This window comes from Janthinobacterium agaricidamnosum NBRC 102515 = DSM 9628 (genome assembly GCF_000723165.1).
Taxonomy (GTDB): Bacteria; Pseudomonadota; Gammaproteobacteria; order Burkholderiales; family Burkholderiaceae_D; genus Janthinobacterium; species Janthinobacterium agaricidamnosum.
The window spans coordinates 4864706-4880479 of the sequence record NZ_HG322949.1 but is presented as its reverse complement, the minus strand read 5'-3'; the positions used below and the strand labels follow the sequence as shown (position 1 = coordinate 4880479).

General features: G+C 58.7%; 19 protein-coding genes. 11 read left to right on the top strand and 8 right to left on the bottom strand.

Annotated features, from left to right (window positions below; genetic code table 11):
- Positions 1-30 precede the first annotated feature (30 nt).
- Positions 31-318 carry a type II toxin-antitoxin system HigB family toxin gene (locus tag GJA_RS20935; RefSeq protein WP_197539806.1) on the top strand — a complete coding sequence of 96 codons (288 nt, stop codon included), beginning with the start codon at positions 31-33 and terminating at the stop codon, positions 316-318.
- Complete coding sequence (locus GJA_RS20930; RefSeq protein ID WP_038496146.1) at positions 306-728, top strand: helix-turn-helix domain-containing protein; 423 nt, start codon at positions 306-308, stop codon at positions 726-728. Before GJA_RS20935 ends, GJA_RS20930 begins: the two co-directional genes overlap by 13 nt.
- Here the strand turns inward: GJA_RS20930 and nhaR are convergent.
- Positions 723-1646 carry a transcriptional activator NhaR gene (gene nhaR / locus GJA_RS20925; RefSeq protein ID WP_038496144.1) on the bottom strand — a complete coding sequence of 308 codons (924 nt, stop codon included), beginning with the start codon at positions 1644-1646 and terminating at the stop codon, positions 723-725. The two genes, GJA_RS20930 and nhaR, sit on opposite strands and share 6 nt — an antisense overlap.
- 129 nt (positions 1647-1775) lie before the next feature.
- Here nhaR and GJA_RS20920 point away from each other — a divergent pair, with 129 nt between their 5' ends.
- The 5 genes from GJA_RS20920 (at position 1776) to GJA_RS20900 (ending at position 5949) form a co-directional block, all read left to right on the top strand.
- Entirely contained in the window at positions 1776-2825 is a 1050-nt protein-coding gene (locus GJA_RS20920) for a DUF475 domain-containing protein (protein ID WP_038496142.1), read from the top strand.
- A 139-nt stretch (positions 2826-2964) separates the two neighbouring features.
- Positions 2965-3540 carry a TerD family protein gene (locus tag GJA_RS20915; RefSeq protein WP_038496140.1) on the top strand — a complete coding sequence of 192 codons (576 nt, stop codon included), beginning with the start codon at positions 2965-2967 and terminating at the stop codon, positions 3538-3540.
- A 55-nt stretch (positions 3541-3595) separates the two neighbouring features.
- Complete coding sequence (locus tag GJA_RS20910; RefSeq protein ID WP_038496138.1) at positions 3596-4291, top strand: TIGR00266 family protein; 696 nt, start codon at positions 3596-3598, stop codon at positions 4289-4291.
- 23 nt (positions 4292-4314) lie between these two features.
- Positions 4315-4896, top strand: a complete 582-nt coding sequence (locus GJA_RS20905) for a TerD family protein (RefSeq protein ID WP_038496137.1) — start codon at positions 4315-4317, stop codon at positions 4894-4896.
- A 168-nt stretch (positions 4897-5064) separates the two neighbouring features.
- Entirely contained in the window at positions 5065-5949 is an 885-nt protein-coding gene (locus tag GJA_RS20900) for a hypothetical protein (RefSeq protein ID WP_038496135.1), read from the top strand.
- Positions 5950-5959: 10 nt separating this feature from the next.
- Here GJA_RS20900 and GJA_RS20895 read toward each other — a convergent pair whose 3' ends face one another.
- Positions 5960-6394, bottom strand: coding sequence for a hypothetical protein (locus GJA_RS20895; RefSeq protein WP_038496133.1), 435 nt, complete (start codon positions 6392-6394; stop codon positions 5960-5962).
- Between the two features lie 138 nt (positions 6395-6532).
- On the opposite strand from GJA_RS20895, the gene GJA_RS20890 reads away from it, so the two are divergent.
- The gene (locus GJA_RS20890; protein WP_038496131.1) at positions 6533-6796 is read left to right on the top strand and encodes a hypothetical protein; all 264 of its coding nucleotides are present in this window, start codon (positions 6533-6535) and stop codon (positions 6794-6796) included.
- 163 nt (positions 6797-6959) lie between these two features.
- Here GJA_RS20890 and GJA_RS27550 read toward each other — a convergent pair whose 3' ends face one another.
- The 6 genes from GJA_RS27550 to ftsY all read right to left on the bottom strand — a co-directional run bounded on the left by GJA_RS27550 (position 6960) and on the right by ftsY (position 12107).
- The gene (locus GJA_RS27550) at positions 6960-7172 is read right to left on the bottom strand and encodes a hypothetical protein (RefSeq protein WP_144241611.1); all 213 of its coding nucleotides are present in this window, start codon (positions 7170-7172) and stop codon (positions 6960-6962) included.
- Positions 7173-7347: 175 nt separating this feature from the next.
- Positions 7348-7584 carry a hypothetical protein gene (locus tag GJA_RS27545; protein ID WP_144241610.1) on the bottom strand — a complete coding sequence of 79 codons (237 nt, stop codon included), beginning with the start codon at positions 7582-7584 and terminating at the stop codon, positions 7348-7350.
- A 381-nt stretch (positions 7585-7965) separates the two neighbouring features.
- The gene (rpoH, locus tag GJA_RS20885) at positions 7966-8859 is read right to left on the bottom strand and encodes an RNA polymerase sigma factor RpoH (protein WP_038496129.1); all 894 of its coding nucleotides are present in this window, start codon (positions 8857-8859) and stop codon (positions 7966-7968) included.
- Positions 8860-9458: 599 nt separating this feature from the next.
- Positions 9459-10379 carry a permease-like cell division protein FtsX gene (ftsX, locus tag GJA_RS20880; RefSeq protein ID WP_038496127.1) on the bottom strand — a complete coding sequence of 307 codons (921 nt, stop codon included), beginning with the start codon at positions 10377-10379 and terminating at the stop codon, positions 9459-9461.
- On the bottom strand, positions 10376-11038 hold the full coding sequence (locus GJA_RS20875; RefSeq protein WP_038500650.1) for a cell division ATP-binding protein FtsE: 663 nt from the start codon (positions 11036-11038) through the stop codon (positions 10376-10378). Before GJA_RS20875 ends, ftsX begins: the two co-directional genes overlap by 4 nt.
- 7 nt (positions 11039-11045) lie before the next feature.
- Positions 11046-12107 carry a signal recognition particle-docking protein FtsY gene (ftsY, locus tag GJA_RS20870; protein WP_038496125.1) on the bottom strand — a complete coding sequence of 354 codons (1062 nt, stop codon included), beginning with the start codon at positions 12105-12107 and terminating at the stop codon, positions 11046-11048.
- Positions 12108-12436: 329 nt separating this feature from the next.
- Between ftsY and GJA_RS20865 the strand changes: the two genes are divergently transcribed.
- The 3 genes from GJA_RS20865 to GJA_RS20855 are packed head-to-tail and all read left to right on the top strand — an operon-like array spanning position 12437 to position 15763.
- Positions 12437-13726 (top strand): NAD(P)/FAD-dependent oxidoreductase, encoded by a 1290-nt coding sequence (locus GJA_RS20865; protein WP_038500647.1) that lies wholly within the window; start codon positions 12437-12439, stop codon positions 13724-13726.
- Entirely contained in the window at positions 13716-14510 is a 795-nt protein-coding gene (locus GJA_RS20860; protein WP_038496123.1) for a DUF1365 domain-containing protein, read from the top strand. The genes GJA_RS20865 and GJA_RS20860 overlap by 11 nt, the downstream gene beginning before the upstream one ends.
- Positions 14507-15763 (top strand): SAM-dependent methyltransferase, encoded by a 1257-nt coding sequence (locus GJA_RS20855; protein WP_038496121.1) that lies wholly within the window; start codon positions 14507-14509, stop codon positions 15761-15763. The genes GJA_RS20860 and GJA_RS20855 overlap by 4 nt, the downstream gene beginning before the upstream one ends.
- Positions 15764-15774: the final 11 nt, after the last annotated feature.

Sequence of the window (15774 nt, the reverse complement as noted above, 5' to 3'; positions counted from 1 at the left end):
TCACTTGCTTTAATCTCAAATTGAGATAGCATGATCATGCGACTCGTCGCCAACCGTGCTTTGCTTGATTTTTCGGCCAGATATCATGCTGCCGAAGTCGCCCTGCAAACATGGCGCAAGGTGGTGGAGTCGCGCGCGTTTGCCAACTTTTCCGAGTTGCGGTCTACCTTTAATACGGTAGACCGGGTGGGTGCGTTTGATGTCTTCGATATCGGTGGCAACAAATACCGGATTGTTGCGGCAATTCATTTCAATCGACAAATCATGTACATCCGACATGTATTTACACATCAGGAATATGACGCATGGGCGCCGTAGAGACCGATAAGGAACTGCGCGAGATCGGTGGGCATTATCTGGCGCTGCTTGCCAAAGTGCCGTTGCGTCCTATTGCGACCGCAGCGCAATATGATGACGCGGTGGCCGTATTGAACCGTTTGCTCGACGCCGGCGCCGCCGATGAGAGCCATGCGCTGGCCGACCTGGCCGCGGTACTCGGCATATTGATCGCCGATTACGACGACCTGCATTTCCGGCGTCATGCCGGCACGCCGGTTGATGCCTTGCGATTCCTGATGGAGCAACATCGTTTGTCGCAAGCCGACTTGCCCGAAGTCGGCAGCCAGGGCGTGGTGTCTGAAATCCTGAATGGCAAGCGCAGCTTGAATGCGCGCCAGATCAAGGCGCTGGTCCAGCGATTCAAGGTCAGCGGCGCGCTGTTTTTATAAGCCGTCCTTGCCGTTGACGGCAAATTCTCCCTGGTGCACCGCCGACAGGATCGCTTCGATCGCCGGATGGGTGATCTTGCGCTCGTTGGAAATGACGTAAAACTGTTCGCGCAATTCCGCCACGTTGCCGACCAATACCGCGTTGAATTGTTCCTTGATTTCCTGCTCCAGTGCCGCCGGCGCGAAAAACAGGCCCAGCCCGTTCCGGCCAAACGTATTCAGCATCGCATTGTCTTCGAATTCCCCGACCACGTCCGGCCGCACGCCATGTTGCACCAGCCATTCGTCGATGCGGCCGCGCAAGGCGTTGTTGCGAGTCGGCAGCAGCAGCGGGGCGCCGGTCAGGCTGGCGGGAAAGCCATCCCGGTATAACTCGGCCAGTTGCTGGACGCCGAACAGTTTCATCGCGCTTTCGCCCAGTAAATGGCTGAACACGCGCAGGCTGGCGCCGGCAGGCACCGGCCGGTCGGTCAGTACCACGTCGAGCTTGTGCAAGGCCAGGTCGGCCAGCAGCGCCTCGAATTCGTTTTCCAGGCATACCAGCTTGACCGGTATTTTCAGGCGGCGGGTGGCTTCCAGCAAGCGGTAGGCGATCAGTTTCGGCAGCGAGTCGGAAATGCCGACCGTCAGCCGCATTTTTTCGGCGTCGGTATCGTCCAGCGCTTCTTGCATCTGTTCGCCGAGCAAGAAGATGCGGTCGGCGTAACCCAGCGCCAGCCGGCCGGCCTCGGTCGGCACCAGCCGCCGTCCCTGCGGCGCCAGCAGCGATTTGCCGATCGATTGTTCCAGCAGTGCAAGCTGGGCGCTGATGGTTTGCACCGCCAGTCCGAGGCGCTCGGCCGCGCGGGTGACGCCGCCTTCCTTGGCGACGACCCAAAAGAAGTAAAGATGACGAAAGTTGATGCCGGTAGTTTTCATGGTAGCGACGGTCTGAATTTTATATCTTCGTTTTTTTCGAAGTAATACTTCTATTATCTTCTATTTTTAAGCAGTTGGATGTTGTTTACACTGGATGTCATTCGCTTCACAACACAAAAGGAAAAATTGATGAAACATTTCAGAGTGTCATTCCTTGTGACATTTATCTGCCTGGCGATCTCTGCCTGGTGGGGCTATACGCACGGTGGCGTGTCGGCGATGTTTTCAGCGCTTGGCATCGCGATCATTCTGGGCGTGATGGAAGTTTCCTTATCGTTCGATAACGCTGTCGTGAATGCGTCGGTGTTAAAGACCTGGGATAAATTCTGGCAAAGCCTGTTCCTTGGCGTCGGCATCATTATCGCGGTATTCGGCATGCGTTTGTTATTCCCGTTGGTGATTGTTGCGCAAGCGGCCGACCTGGGTTTGCTGGAAGTGTGGAACCTGGCGCTGAACGATCCGAACGCCTATTCGACCCACTTGACCAACCACCACGCGGAAGTGGCGGCCTTCGGCGGTATTTTCCTGCTGCTGGTGTTCCTGAACTTCTTGCTGGATGCTGAAAAACAAACCCACTGGCTGGGCCGCATCGAAGAAAAGCTGGGCGCGCTGGGCAAGGTGTCGTCGATCTCGGTGATGATCGCGCTGGGTACCCTGATGGCCAGCCTGAGCATGATCGAAGAAGGCCAGAAGCTGGTGGTGCTGACGGCGGGCCTGTGGGGTGTGCTGACCTATGTCGGCGTCGACGTGATCAGCGGTTTGCTGGAAAACGGCGAACAGGGCAGCAATGTCGGCGACCTGGTGAAACGCGGCGGCATCGGCGGTTTCCTGTACCTGGAAGTACTGGATGCATCATTCTCGTTCGACGGCGTGATCGGCGCGTTTGCGATTACCAAGGACGTCGTGATCATCATGCTGGGCCTGGCGATCGGTGCCATGTTCGTGCGTTCTATGACGGTGTTTTTGGTGCGCAAGGGTACTTTGGACGAGTTCGTCTACCTGGAGCACGGCGCCCATTATGCGATCGGTATCCTGGCCTTGATCATGTTGGCCAGCATGAAGTACCACGTGCCGGAAGTGTTTACCGGCTTGATCGGGGTGGCGTTCATCTTCGCTTCGCTGTGGTCTTCGGTCAAGCATAAACGCAAGCAGGCCGCGCTCGAAGGGGCGCCGGCTTAAGAAGGGAAAACGCGGCAAACGCAGGACACCCGTTTGTCAGCGTCGTGCAGCAAGCGTCAGCGCCGCCCTGGGGAGTCAGGGCGGCGCCAGGCGCCAGGTGTAGCAAGACCATTTCATTTATTATCAGGAGAGACACATCATGGCAATCAATCTGCAAAAAGGCGGCAACGTTAATCTGAGCAAGGAAGCACCAGGCTTGTCGAAAATGACCGTCGGCCTCGGCTGGGACGCCCGCGTCACCGATGGCGCCGCGTTCGACATCGATGGCAGCGTGTTTTTGTTGAAGGCCGATGGCAAGGTGCGCGCCGACCTCGATATGATTTTCTATAACAACCTGAAATCGTCCGACGGGTCGGTGACGCACTCGGGCGACAACCGCACCGGCGCCGGCGATGGCGACGATGAAACCGTGACCGTCGACCTGAGCCAGGTACCGGCCGACGTCGACAAGATCGCCGTCTGCGTGACGATCCACGACGCCGAAGCGCGCCGGCAAAACTTTGGCATGGTATCGAAGGCCTATGTGCGCTGCATCAACGCCAATGGAAATACCGAGATCGCCCGCTTCGATTTGTCGGAAGATGGTTCCGCCGAAACCGCGATGGTGTTCGGGGAAATCTACCGCAATGGCGGCGATTGGAAGTTCAAGGCCATCGGCCAGGGTTACAAGGGCGGCCTGGGGCCACTCGCCGCATCGTTCGGCGTCGGCGTGTAATCGAGCAACTGAGTTCGACGTTTCATCGACCATCAATACGATAAGGAGTAGTTCAATGCCGGTGTTTAGCGTGACAGGAGAAGTCGATCCGTTTTTGCATGTGTCGCTGGGTAAAGGCGAAAAGATTTATTGCGAATCGGATGCGATGGTGATGATGGAAGCGAACCTGGATTTGAAGGGCAAGATGACTGGCGGCATCGGCAGCGCCATCATGCGCCGCTTCGCCAACGGCGAGTCGTTCTTCCAGCAGCATATCGAGGCGGTGCGCGGCGATGGCGATTGCCTGCTGTCGCCAACCTTGCCGGGCGCGATGCGCATCGTCGATGTCGGCGCGACGCAATACATGATCAGCGACGGCGCGTTCGTCGCCGCCATGTCCAGCGTCGATTTGAAGGTGCGCACGCAAAGCCTGGGCAATGCGCTGTTCGCCCAGAGCGGTGGATTCTTCATCACGGAAACGGCCGGCAGCGGCCAGGTCGCGGTGTCCGGTTTCGGTTCCATGGCGGAAATCGAAGTGACGCCCGGCAAAGAAGTGGTGATCGATAATTCGCACGTGGTGTGCTGGGACAGCCGTTTGCAATACGAGATTTCCATTACGACCGGCACCAGCGGCGGTTTCCTGGGCAATTTGATCAATAGCCAGACCAGCGGCGAAGGCATGGTGCTGAAATTCAAGGGGCAGGGCAAGGTACTGGTGTGCTCGCGCAACCGGGCCGCCTTCCTCAGCTGGACCCAAAGCAAGCCGGCGTAATCCACACACACAAAGGAGTTGATATGTCAGTTAATTTATCCAAAGGCCAGAAAATATCGCTGGACAAAGAAGCCGGTTCCGCGCTGAGCAAGATCACCATGGGACTGGGCTGGGATTCGGTCAAGACCAAGGGCTTTCTCGGTTTCGGTTCGAAAACCCAGGAAATCGACCTGGATGCATCGTGCGTGCTGTTCGACGACAATAACAAGCCGGCCGACATCGTCTGGTTCCGCCAGCTGAAAAGCCGCGACGGCAGTATCGTGCATACCGGCGACAACCGCACCGGCGCCGGCGATGGCGACGACGAACAAATCAATGTCGACCTGGCGCGCGTGCCGGCGCATGTCAAAAGCCTGGTATTCACGGTCAACAGCTTTACCGGCCAGAATTTTTCGCAAATCGAAAACGCGTATTGCCGCATCGTTAATGCCGGCAATCAGCAGGAAATCGCGCGTTTCAATTTGTCGGTGCAAGGCGGCCATACGGCGCAAATCATGGCCAAGCTGTACCGCCATAACGGCGAGTGGAAAATGCACGCGATCGGCGAAAACGGCAATGGCCGCACCTTCGACGATCTGCTGCCGCAAATGAGCGTGCATCTGTAACGAGCAGTACCGCGGCGCAGCGGGGGCGGACCGGAGACCGCCCCGGTTGCGCCGCACTTCATGGCCCCCTCTGAGCTGCGCGCGGTCCATGCGCGGGATTTGAAACTTTCCTTTTTGAAATCTTGTTGTTATATACTCAAACGCCATGTTGATGATGAGTGAGTATTCATGTTTTTATCCAAATCGATCAAGTTATTCCTGTTCAGCCTGCTGCTAGCGGGCAGCGTATCGGCGCAAGCACAAACGAATTTCTTGAAAGCCCGGCATGAGCAGGCTTTGTCGATGGCGCAAGGCATGGCAAAAAATGCCCAGGGCAATGACGACAAGGCGGCGCTGCTGGACATTCAAGCGTCCGCGCTCGATTCGCTGGGGCAGTCGGCCCAGGCATTGAAGCTGGCCGACCAGGCGCTGGGCCTGGCTTCTGCGGAACAAAAAGAATCGTCCATCGTCACCAAGTCAGCCATCCTGTTCAGCCTCGGGCGCGCGCGCGAAGCGCTGTTGCTGCTGACGCCCGTGCTGAATGGCGCGCGCCAGGCGGCGGCAACCGTGCCGGCGGCCGAGCGCGCCGCGACACTGGCCGGTTATTTGCCCGGTTTCACGGTGGCGGTGTTTGCGTCGGTCGAGCTGGAAAACTGGAAAGATGCGCTGGCTTACCTGGCCGATGCCGAAAGCCCTCCCGAAGATCCGGATTTCTATCCATACCGTTCGCTGCTTTACCGCTACATCATGGCGCGCGCCAACGATGTCGCGCTGGCTAATCCTGCATTGGAAAAGCGCGCCGCCGATGACGCTCAAAATAAGCAGTCTCATTATGGCGCCTTGCTGCGCATGTGGCAGGGCGACGATACCGCGCCGGAGATTGCCCGGCTGCTGGCGGAAAAAAGCGGCGATGAACAGCAGGATGCGTTTGCCGAAAGCCTGTTTTATACCGGCGCGTATGCCAGATATGTCAAACACGATTCCGTGTCAGCCCGGCGCTCGCTGCAGAAATTGAATCAGCTGGCGCCGTATGGCAGCGTCGAATGGGTTCACGCGCGACGCGTGCTCAATTGACGACGCTTGATCAGGGTTGGCTGACCTTGAGCGTGACCTTGTAATCCGGCTCCGGTCCATGCAAGGCCGGCGGCGTGGCGGGCTCGGCGCCGACCAGCGTCAGCACCAGGTTGGCCCGGCTGACCGTCGGCGAACCGCCCGGCATCGAATCCGACAAGACCAGCGCCGCTGCGCCGTCTTTATTCGTCAGCGTCAAGCTGTAGCTGACATAGCCCTCCCACACGCAGACCGCGCCGACCTTGCAGCGGCTGTCGTTGATACGGTCCAGTTTCAAGGTCTCGCCGGAGGCGAGCGCGACGCTTTGGCCGACCGTCAGCACATAGGTGCCGCCGCGCGCCGTTGGCGCGGCAGTCTCGCTGCTGCTGTTGGTCGTTGCCGCTCCACAAGCGCTGAGCAAACCCAGGCTGGCCAGCAGCGTGAAGGTGATGTTGCGGCAGGTGTTCATGTGCTTCCTTCATCGGTGAACATCAGGTCAGTGCGGCAAGGATATCAAATTGACGCTGTCGGTGGCGCGCAAACAAAAGACGTGGTTGTTGCCGATACTGCGTAAAATGGCTGCTTTGAAATATTCAGGACAGAAATCATGAAAAAAACCGACCTGGCGAAAAGCGATGCCAAAAAATTGATGGGCAAGATGCATGTCCCTGGCACCGGCGCATTCGGTAAGGAAGCGGTCGTTATCGACCGTCGCGAACAGCGCAAGCGCGACCAGGCGCTGGGCCTGGTACCGTTCGCCGTCAAATTGAATGGCGACCTGGTGTTGCAATTACAAACGCTGGCAAAGGAGCGCGGTGCCGAATTGAATGAAGTCGTCGCCGACGTATTGACCAAGGGCCTGGCCGCCTGATCGTTTGCCCGTCACGGTGACGGCATCAGCCGCCCGGTCCGCATGAACTGAGCGGCTGTGCGCTCAGCGTGGACCTGTTCTTGCGAGGGCAAGTCCCGGCGCGGAGACAATATGGCGAACCACGTACATGCGAGAATGGTGTCGTCAAATCGCGCGCCAGCCATCAGATCAGCGACCAGGGATCGTTCGACGTCGTGGAGCTTGAGAACTGCGCCTGCAACTGTTGTGTTTGAATTAATTGTGAAAGCATTCCTAATATCAAGTCCAATTCTTGCTTAAGATTGCTGATATCCGATGGCGATGAGTCGGAAGGCGTGCCTGCGGTAGCAGGGTCCGGGAATGCTGCGGTGGGAGTGGCGTAGGAAGAGGGAAGCATGGTAACTCCTTGAAAGAGGGGAAGGGCTTTGATCTTGAGGCTGTTCCATGAGTGGTGCGATGGGACTGATTGTTCCCGGAAAATTCTTGATATTGGTGTATCCAAGGCCGATTCTTGCGGCTGCAAGTTGAATGCAGCGCAAGAAGTGACGATCAGCTAAATCCCGCGTGGGCCATCAGACTTGCCACGGGTTATACGGCGGAGTCGTGGCGCCGGGATCCGCCTGCGCTTCATGCTTCTTTTTGTTTATTTTTAAAAACATTTCCAATTTCGAGCTTAATTCTTGCAAAGGATCTTTAATATCCGATGAGCCGGAAGGCGGCGCCGCGGCGGCTGCTGCAGCCGCACCGCTTGAGTGAGCTGCTGGGCCGGGGACTGCGGCGGTGAAGGTCGAGATGGAAGAGATAGACATGCAAACTCCTGGCAAGGTTGGGGGAAGGGCTGGTGAGGCGTATCCATCAGTGGTGGAGGTGGAGTAATTGTTCCAAATAAAGTCTTGCTATGTATGCGCGGGTCGGCCTGCTGTTGCGGGAGTCAGTCCCGCCGTGAGCCGGTAGCGCGAGCGAAGCCAAGCCCGGCTGCGCAGCGGAGCGCAAGGGGCGAAACGTGCGCGTATCGAAATCGCGCATCGAGGTATAAGAAGCTGTTGCCGAGCAGGGAAAGCGTTCAGCAAGCCGAGCAGCGCTGATCGGTCACGGGGGATGTCGCAGACATCCCGTGACAGCGTATGCAGGAGGGTGTTGCAGCGGGCGGCCAAGACGGGCCGCCGCTATTCGATGGTGCGGCCGGCCAATTAAATATAGGCAGCCAGCGCACCCTTCATTTTTTTCAGCGCCGCCGTTTCAATCTGGCGGATGCGCTCGGCCGAGACGCCGAACTCGTTGGCCAGCGTGTGCAAGGTGGCGCCGGAGCCGTCGTCGTTGGCCAGCCAGCGGGCTTCGACGATGCGGCGCGAACGCACATCGAGTTTGCCCAGCGCCGTTTCCAGGCCTTCCGATTGCAAACGCGTCACTTGTTCCGCTTCCAATACCTTGGTCGGCTCGCTTTGTTCCGACGACAGGTAGGCGATCGGCGAAAACTTGTCGTCTTCATCGTCGGTCGGCGATTCCAGTGCAATGTCGCGGCCGCTCAAACGGGTTTCCATCTCGATCACTTCTTCGCGCTTAACGTCCAGCAACTTGGCCAGCGCATCGATCTGGGTTGGCGTCATCGCGTCCAGGCCTTGCTTGTGGCTGCGCAGGTTGAAGAACAGCTTGCGCTGTGCCTTGGTGGTCGCTACTTTGACCAGGCGCCAGTTCTTCAAGATGTATTCATGCATCTCGGCCTTGACCCAGTGCATCGCGTACGATACCAGGCGCACGCCTTGGTCAGGATCGAAACGTTTCACGGCTTTCATCAAGCCGATATTGCCTTCCTGGATCAGGTCGGCGTGTGGCAAGCCATAACCGAGGTAACCGCGGGCGATCGACACCACCAGGCGCAAGTGCGACAGCACCAGTTCTTGCGCGGCGGCCAGGTCGTTCTTTTCACGCAGGCGAGTCGCCAGGGAAACTTCTTCGTCATGGGTCAGCATAGGTAAACGATTCACAGCCGAGATATAGGCGTCGAGATTCCCCAGGTTGCCGGTGAATCCCAAGCCCAGCGCATTACTTTTGGTCGGAACCAATGCGGACGGTGCGGACATCATAGTCATGTTTATTCCTCGCTTAATAGTCTTGCTTTTGTTCCAATGTGCCATGCAGGCCAGCCAGGAACACGGACTGTTACGGTTTGTTACCGTGTCTATCTTGTTGCGGGCAGAAGCGTGTCTGACAAAATTCCCATGGCATCGTTGCATCGCCTGACCCTGGAATGTTCTCAGGCACTCCAGGCAGCATCTGGTACTTTGTTGCCTGATTGCATATTCTGCATCAATGAACCATATATTAGCACTCTCTGATGGAGAGTGCCAATCGCCTGATTCAATGGCTCCGATAGCTTAAATACTATGGGATAATCATACTCAATGGCTTAGACCAAAATCAGGTTCAGCTAGATATTTGAATAACTTTTGAGCTGGATCAAACAAGAGTGGTTTTAACGTCTTGAAAGTTCAGGGTGGTCCAGCTTGTCGTGATTCTTCTGTACTGTGACGAACAAAGTCTAGGGGAGTTTACTGAAGGGTAACTTAAGTAATGCAAGACACGGCCAAGGGCCGCGTCCAGATCGGGAGACGTTCCTGAGCGTCTGGCAAAACGCTCAGGGCAAGGCAATGCAACACCGCCATCGGCGTTTTGCCTGGCGCGTTTAATTCAGGCGCGCCAGGTGGCGCTGTACATACAAGACGGCGCCAATCAAGCCGAGCCCGGCGCTCAGCGCCAGCAAGCCGGCCATCGGCAATGGCGCCAGCGGCACCAGCTGGAATTCCGACGCGTACAGCCGGGCGAACTCGGCAATCGCAGTATTCAGCGGCCGCAGCGCCAGCGCCACCGCGCCCAGCGCCACGCCGCCGGCGCACAGCCCCAGCAAGGCGCCGGTGTAATAAAACGGCCGGTGGATGAAGGTGTCGGTCGCGCCGATCAATTTCGACACGCTGATTTCATCGCGCTGCGTCATCACTTGCAGGCGGATGGTGTTGAATACCACCGCGATTACCGCCGCGCCCAAGGTGATTGCGAGCAACAGCAACAACAGCCGCAAGATGCCCAGCAAGGCCGCCAGCCGCTTGACCCAGGCGGAATCGACTTGCACCGATTCCACGCCCGGCAAGGCGCGCAATTGTTCGGCGATGATATCGATGTCCGCCGCTTCGGCCGCATTCTTGAATGCATCCAGTTTCAAGACATAGCTGTCGGGTAAAGGATTGTCGCCCAGCGTGGTCAGCACGTCGGCCAGGCCATTCTTGCTTTTCAGCGCATCGAGCGCCTGTTCGCGCGGGATGAAGACGATCTTGGCCTTGTTGTCGTGCACGATCGTTTTCAGTTGCGCTTGCATGCCGACGGCTTGTTCGCGCGGCAAGTTGATTTTGAGGAAGACACTTACTTCCGGATCGACCGACAATTGCTCCGACATCGGCCGCACATTGTTGAGCAGCGTCAAGCCGGCGAACGGCAGCGCCAATGCGATGGCAACCACGAAAATGTTCAGGATGAAGCCGCCTGGCGACTTGCGCAAATGAATCAGCGCCGAGCCGAGCGCAAAACGATGTTGCCTGAGCCAGCCGATCATGCTGTTTCTCCCGTCACCAGTTGGCCTTGTTTCAAGTGCAAGACGCGTGTCGCGCCTTGCAGTATGTGTTCATCGTGGGTCGAAATCAGGCAGGTCACGCCGACCGAGTGGAACGCCTTCAACGCATCGAGCACCTTGTCGGCGCTTTCGCGGTCCAGGCTGGCGGTCGGTTCGTCGGCCAGGATGATTTGCGGACGGTTGACGATGGCGCGCGCAATCGCCACGCGCTGCTGCTCGCCGCCGGACAAGGCCAGCGGACGCGACAGTGCGCGTTCCAGCAAGCCCACTTTGTCGAGTGCGGCGCGGGCGCGTTGCTCGGCTTGCGCCTTGTGCGCGCCGACTACCAGCAGCGGCAGCATGACGTTGGCCAGGATCGAGCGGTCGGTCAATAAACGCTGTTGCTGGAAAATCAAACCCATGTTGCGGCGCAGGAAAGGCACGCCGGCCGGCTTGATCTTGCCGATGTCTTGCCCGTTGACGATCAGGCTGCCGGAAGTCGGCCGTTCCATCGCGGCGATCATTTTCAACAAGGTCGATTTGCCGGCGCCGGACGGGCCGGCCAAAAATACCAGCTCGCCCTTGGCGATGGTCAGGGAAATGTCGCGCAGCGCTACCGCATCGGAGGAATATTGCTTGGAGACGTGCTGAAATTCGATCATGGTGGCCTTATCCGAGCAGCGCTTCGACAAATTCGGCAGCCACGAACGGCTGCAAGTCCTCAATCTTTTCACCGATGCCGATGAAATACACCGGCACTGGCCGCACGCGGGCGATTGCCGCCAGCACACCGCCCTTGGCGGTGCCGTCCAGCTTGGTGATCACCAGGCCGCTCAAGGTCAGCGCGTCGTCGAAAGCCTTGACCTGGGCCAGCGCGTTCTGGCCGGTATTGCCGTCGATCACCAACAAGGTTTCATGCGGCGCGCCTTCCAGGCCCTTGCCGATCACGCGTTTAATCTTTTTCAATTCTTCCATCAGGTGCAACTGGGTCGGCAAGCGGCCGGCCGTGTCGACCATCACCACATCGATGCCGCGCGCCTTGGCCGATTGCACCGAGTCGTATGCGACGGCGGCCGGATCGCCGGACTCCTGCGAAATGACGGTGATGTTGTTGCGTTCGCCCCAGACCATCAATTGCTCGCGGGCGGCGGCGCGGAAGGTGTCGCCGGCGGCCAGCAACACCGATTGATTGTGGGTTTGCAAGTGTTTCGCCAATTTGCCGATGGTGGTGGTCTTGCCTGCGCCGTTGACGCCGGAAATCATCATCACCAGCGGTTTGTGGCGCCCCAGCTCGAACGGCCGCTGAAGCGGGGTCAGCAAATCGATCAGCAAGACTTTCAGCGCGGCCTTGACGGCGTCGGCATCGAGCAATTTGTCTTCCTTGACCTTTTTCTTGAGCGCCGTCAGCAGGTAATCGGTGGCGTCCATGCCGGCGTCGGCCATCAGCAGCGCCGCTTCCAGCTCGTCATACAAGTCGTCGTCGATCTTGGCGCCGACAAACAGCACGCTCAGCGTCGATGAGGTTTTCGACAAACCGGCCTTCAGGCGCGACATCCACGATTGTTTCTTTTCGCCGTCGCTGGCGAGCGGCGTATGAGCGACTGCAGGGATTGCTGGCGTCGCCGGCGGGGCGGAAACCGGGGTGGGGGGAGGTGCCAGCGGCGCGATGGTTTCGGCGGGTTGCGGCGCAACGGCAGGAGCGGCAGTTTTTTTCTTGAAGAAACTAAACATGGATGTGTGGTTGAGGGCGCTTCAAGCATATGCCCGGTAACACCGGACACGAGGGATCAGATGGTGGCTATTTTACCAGAGCGCGCCGGCCGCTTCAGCTATCCCTGCTTGAATGGCAACATTGTGCGGGCTGGCGCTGCATCAGCGATCGGCATGACTACCGCTTTGCCAGTCGTAATGCCGATGTGAAAAACAGTTGAATCCGTTTCGGGTATTGCCTGCGTATAAGTTCTGCACAGGAGTGGTTTCAGCAAATTGACATGAATCAATAATTGTTTGACTATTCCTTAGGCAATATTTGTCCTGAAAACAACTTTTTCGGCGGTCTCATGAAGATAGCAGTCGTAGGTGCGGGAATTTCAGGCTTGTCATGCGCCTACCAGCTGGCCCAGGCCGGACAGGACGTGACCTTGTTCGAGGCTGGCGATTATTTCGGCGGCCACAGCCATACCGTCGATGTCAGCCTTGATGGCGTGACGCATGGCGTCGATACCGGTTTTTTAGTATTCAATCACGCCACCTACCCGAACCTGGTCGAGCTGTTCGAGCGCTTGCAGGTGGAAACGGCCGACAGCGACATGTCGTTCTCGGTCAAGATGCCGCTGGGCGGACGCACGCTGGAATGGGCCGGCGCCAACCTGGACACGGTGTTCGCGCAGCGCCGTAACCTGCTCAGTCCGCAATTCTTGCGGATGTTGTCCGACATCATGCGCTTCAACCGCCAGGCCAGTGCCCTGGCTGTCAGCGGGGACATGCCGCAGACATCGCTGGGTGACTTCCTCGATGCCCATGCGTATGGGCAGCAATTCCGCCACTGGTATTTATTACCGATGGCGGCCTGCATCTGGTCTTGCCCATCGGATCAAATGCTGGCCTTTCCGATCACGACCTTCCTCCGCTTTTGCCATAACCACGGCTTGCTGCAAGTCAATGACCGGCCGCAGTGGCGCACGGTGCGCGGCGGCTCGCGCCAGTACGTCCAGAAATTGCTGGCCGGCATACCGCAGCAGCGCCTGCATTGCCCGGTGCTGTCGGTGCGCCGCCACAGCCACGGCGGGGCGCGCATGATCCAATTGGAAACGGCGGCCGGCATCGAGCATGTCGACCATGTGGTGATGGCCAGCCATAGCGACCAGTCGCTGGCCCTGCTGGCCGATGTGCGCGACGATGAGCGGGCGGTATTGTCGGCCGTGCGCTACCAGCAAAACCGTGCCGTGCTGCACAGCGACGCGACATGCCTGCCGGCCAGCCGCAAGGCGTGGTCGGCCTGGAATTACCAGGGCGGTCCGTCCGTCAATGGCGTCACGCCGCAAGTGTGCGTGCATTACCTGATTAATATGTTGCAGCCGGTACCGTTCAGCACGCCGGTGATCGTATCGCTGAATCCGATCGATGAACCGGACCCGGCCCGTGTCATCGACGAATTTTCATACGCTCACCCCGTGTTCGATGGCCCGGCCATCGCCGCCCAAGGCCAGCTGGCCACCTTGCAGGGCCGGCAACACACCTGGTTCGCCGGCGCCTGGACCGGTTACGGTTTCCATGAAGACGGCTTGAAGTCCGGCCTGGCCGTGGCTGCCGCGTTGAACGGCCTGGCCGCGCTGAGCCATGCGGCCTGAACCCTTCTTGTCTGCACTGAATACGCCGCAACTGTGCCTGGGGCAGGTGCGCCATACGCGGCTGCAGCCGCGCCGCCACGCTTTCAGCTACGGTATCTATTATTTGCGCTTGCCGCTGCGCAGCATGGGCGATGCCGGTTTTACGTCGCGCCTGCTGTCGCGCAACCGCTGGAATCTGCTGTCGTTCCGCGACAGCGACCATGGCGACGGCCAGCAGCCGCTGCTGGCCTGGATCGATGGCTTGCTGCGGCAACATGGGGTGCTCGATGCCGATGGCGAAATCTGGCTGCAAACCATGCCGCGCGTGCTGGGTTATGTCTTTAATCCAATCAGTTTCTGGTTTTGCCATCGGCGCGACGGCAGTTTGCGGGCCGTGTTGTGCGACGTGCGCAATACCTTTGGCGAACGGCATATGTATTTGCTGGAAACCGGCGCCGCGATTCCTTATGGCAGCGAACTGAGCGCCAAGAAAATATTCCATGTGTCGCCGTTTTGCCGCGTCGAAGGCGCTTACCGCTTCCGCTTCCTGCGCAGCCAGCGTGCACAGGAGCGCCATCTGGCGTGTATCGATTACGACGACGCCCGTGGACCGCTGTTAAAAACCAGCTTGTCCGGCCAGGCCCATGCCATCAGCGACCTGGCGCTGGCCGGTGCCTTCCTGGCGCATCCTTTGATGAGCTTCGGCGTGGTCTTCAAGATTCATTGGCAAGCGTTGCGCCTGTGGCTGCGCCGCGTGCCGTTCTTTAGCAAACCCGTTCCGCCCCAACAAGAGGTGTCCCGATGAATGTCAAATCCCTGTCCAGCCAGTCGACGCTGCTGCCGTTGGCGCGCAGCAGTGGCGGTTTTTCCTACGATAGCGCGCGGCTGCCGGCGCCGGCCCGTTTGATCTTGAATATGCTGCCGGGGCTGAAACATGGCGCCTTGCGCCTGATCATGCCGGACGGCACCATCATGCACTACGGCGACAATTCGCAGCCCATCGTGCTCGACCTGATCAACTGGAATCTGTGCGGCGCGGTGCTGCGCTCGGGCGATATCGGCTTTGCCGAAACCTTTATCACCGGCGACTGGAAAACCGATAATCTGCCAGGCTTGATAGAATTGCTGATACGCAACCGTTCGGAAATCGAAGCGCTGATTTATGGCAGCTGGTGGGGGCGTCTGGTGTACCGGCTCAAGCATTTGCTCAACCGCAATTCGCGTGCCGGCAGCAAAAAGAATATCCACGCCCACTACGATATCGGCAATGCCTTTTACCAGTTGTGGCTGGATCCGTCGATGACCTATTCCAGCGCCTTGTTCAGCGCCGGCGGCGCTGGGCAAGACCTGGAGCAGGGGCAACTGGCGAAATACCGCCGCATCCTGGCCCAGCTGCGGATCGCCGATGGCGCCAGGGTACTGGAAATCGGTTGCGGCTGGGGCGGCTTTGCCGAAACCGCCGCGCGCGACCAGGGCGCCCATGTGACGGGATTGACGCTGTCTACCGAGCAACTCGGATATGCGCGGCAACGTTTGGCCGACGCCGGCCTGGCCGATCACGCCGATTTGCAACTGTGCGATTACCGCGACAGCGCCGGCCAGTACGACGCCATCGCGTCGATTGAAATGTTCGAGGCGGTCGGCCAGAGTTACTGGCCCAGCTATTTTGCCTGCGTCGCGCGCAACCTGAAGCCGGGCGGCCGGGCCTGCATCCAGACGATTGTCATCGACGATGCCTTGTTTGACCGGTATAGCAAGAGTACCGATTTCATCCAGCAATACATCTTTCCGGGTGGCATGCTGCCATCGCCATCGGCATTCCGCCGCTGCGCCACTGAACATGGTTTGATCGTGGCCGATGAATTCTGTTTCGGTCTCGATTACGCGGAAACGCTGCGCCAATGGCGTGTCACGTTTGGTGTGCAGCGGCTGGCCCTGGAACAACAGGGCTTCGACGGCCGCTTCTTGCTGACCTGGGAGTTTTACCTGGCGTATTGCGAAGCTGCCTTCATGGCCGGCAATACCGATGTGATGCAATTTACGCTGATCAAAAGCTGAGGCCGCGATGG

What these genes read in the sequence shown, in the direction of transcription:
- GJA_RS20865 (WP_038500647.1), top strand. Translation starts at nt 12,437, where the DNA reads ATGAAGATAGCAGTCGTAGGTGCGGGAATTTCAGGCTTGTCATGCGCC.
- GJA_RS20910 (WP_038496138.1), top strand. Translation starts at nt 3,596, where the DNA reads ATGCCGGTGTTTAGCGTGACAGGAGAAGTCGATCCGTTTTTGCATGTG.
- GJA_RS20905 (WP_038496137.1), top strand. Translation starts at nt 4,315, where the DNA reads ATGTCAGTTAATTTATCCAAAGGCCAGAAAATATCGCTGGACAAAGAA.
- GJA_RS20930 (WP_038496146.1), top strand. Translation starts at nt 306, where the DNA reads ATGGGCGCCGTAGAGACCGATAAGGAACTGCGCGAGATCGGTGGGCAT.
- GJA_RS20920 (WP_038496142.1), top strand. Translation starts at nt 1,776, where the DNA reads ATGAAACATTTCAGAGTGTCATTCCTTGTGACATTTATCTGCCTGGCG.
- GJA_RS20895 (WP_038496133.1), bottom strand. Translation starts at nt 6,394, where the DNA reads ATGAACACCTGCCGCAACATCACCTTCACGCTGCTGGCCAGCCTGGGT.
- GJA_RS20915 (WP_038496140.1), top strand. Translation starts at nt 2,965, where the DNA reads ATGGCAATCAATCTGCAAAAAGGCGGCAACGTTAATCTGAGCAAGGAA.
- GJA_RS20875 (WP_038500650.1), bottom strand. Translation starts at nt 11,038, where the DNA reads ATGATCGAATTTCAGCACGTCTCCAAGCAATATTCCTCCGATGCGGTA.
- rpoH (WP_038496129.1), bottom strand. Translation starts at nt 8,859, where the DNA reads ATGATGTCCGCACCGTCCGCATTGGTTCCGACCAAAAGTAATGCGCTG.
- GJA_RS20860 (WP_038496123.1), top strand. Translation starts at nt 13,716, where the DNA reads ATGCGGCCTGAACCCTTCTTGTCTGCACTGAATACGCCGCAACTGTGC.
- GJA_RS27550 (WP_144241611.1), bottom strand. Translation starts at nt 7,172, where the DNA reads ATGCTTCCCTCTTCCTACGCCACTCCCACCGCAGCATTCCCGGACCCT.
- GJA_RS20855 (WP_038496121.1), top strand. Translation starts at nt 14,507, where the DNA reads ATGAATGTCAAATCCCTGTCCAGCCAGTCGACGCTGCTGCCGTTGGCG.
- GJA_RS20890 (WP_038496131.1), top strand. Translation starts at nt 6,533, where the DNA reads ATGAAAAAAACCGACCTGGCGAAAAGCGATGCCAAAAAATTGATGGGC.
- nhaR (WP_038496144.1), bottom strand. Translation starts at nt 1,646, where the DNA reads ATGAAAACTACCGGCATCAACTTTCGTCATCTTTACTTCTTTTGGGTC.
- ftsX (WP_038496127.1), bottom strand. Translation starts at nt 10,379, where the DNA reads ATGATCGGCTGGCTCAGGCAACATCGTTTTGCGCTCGGCTCGGCGCTG.
- GJA_RS27545 (WP_144241610.1), bottom strand. Translation starts at nt 7,584, where the DNA reads ATGTCTATCTCTTCCATCTCGACCTTCACCGCCGCAGTCCCCGGCCCA.
- ftsY (WP_038496125.1), bottom strand. Translation starts at nt 12,107, where the DNA reads ATGTTTAGTTTCTTCAAGAAAAAAACTGCCGCTCCTGCCGTTGCGCCG.
- GJA_RS20900 (WP_038496135.1), top strand. Translation starts at nt 5,065, where the DNA reads ATGTTTTTATCCAAATCGATCAAGTTATTCCTGTTCAGCCTGCTGCTA.
- GJA_RS20935 (WP_197539806.1), top strand. Translation starts at nt 31, where the DNA reads ATGATCATGCGACTCGTCGCCAACCGTGCTTTGCTTGATTTTTCGGCC.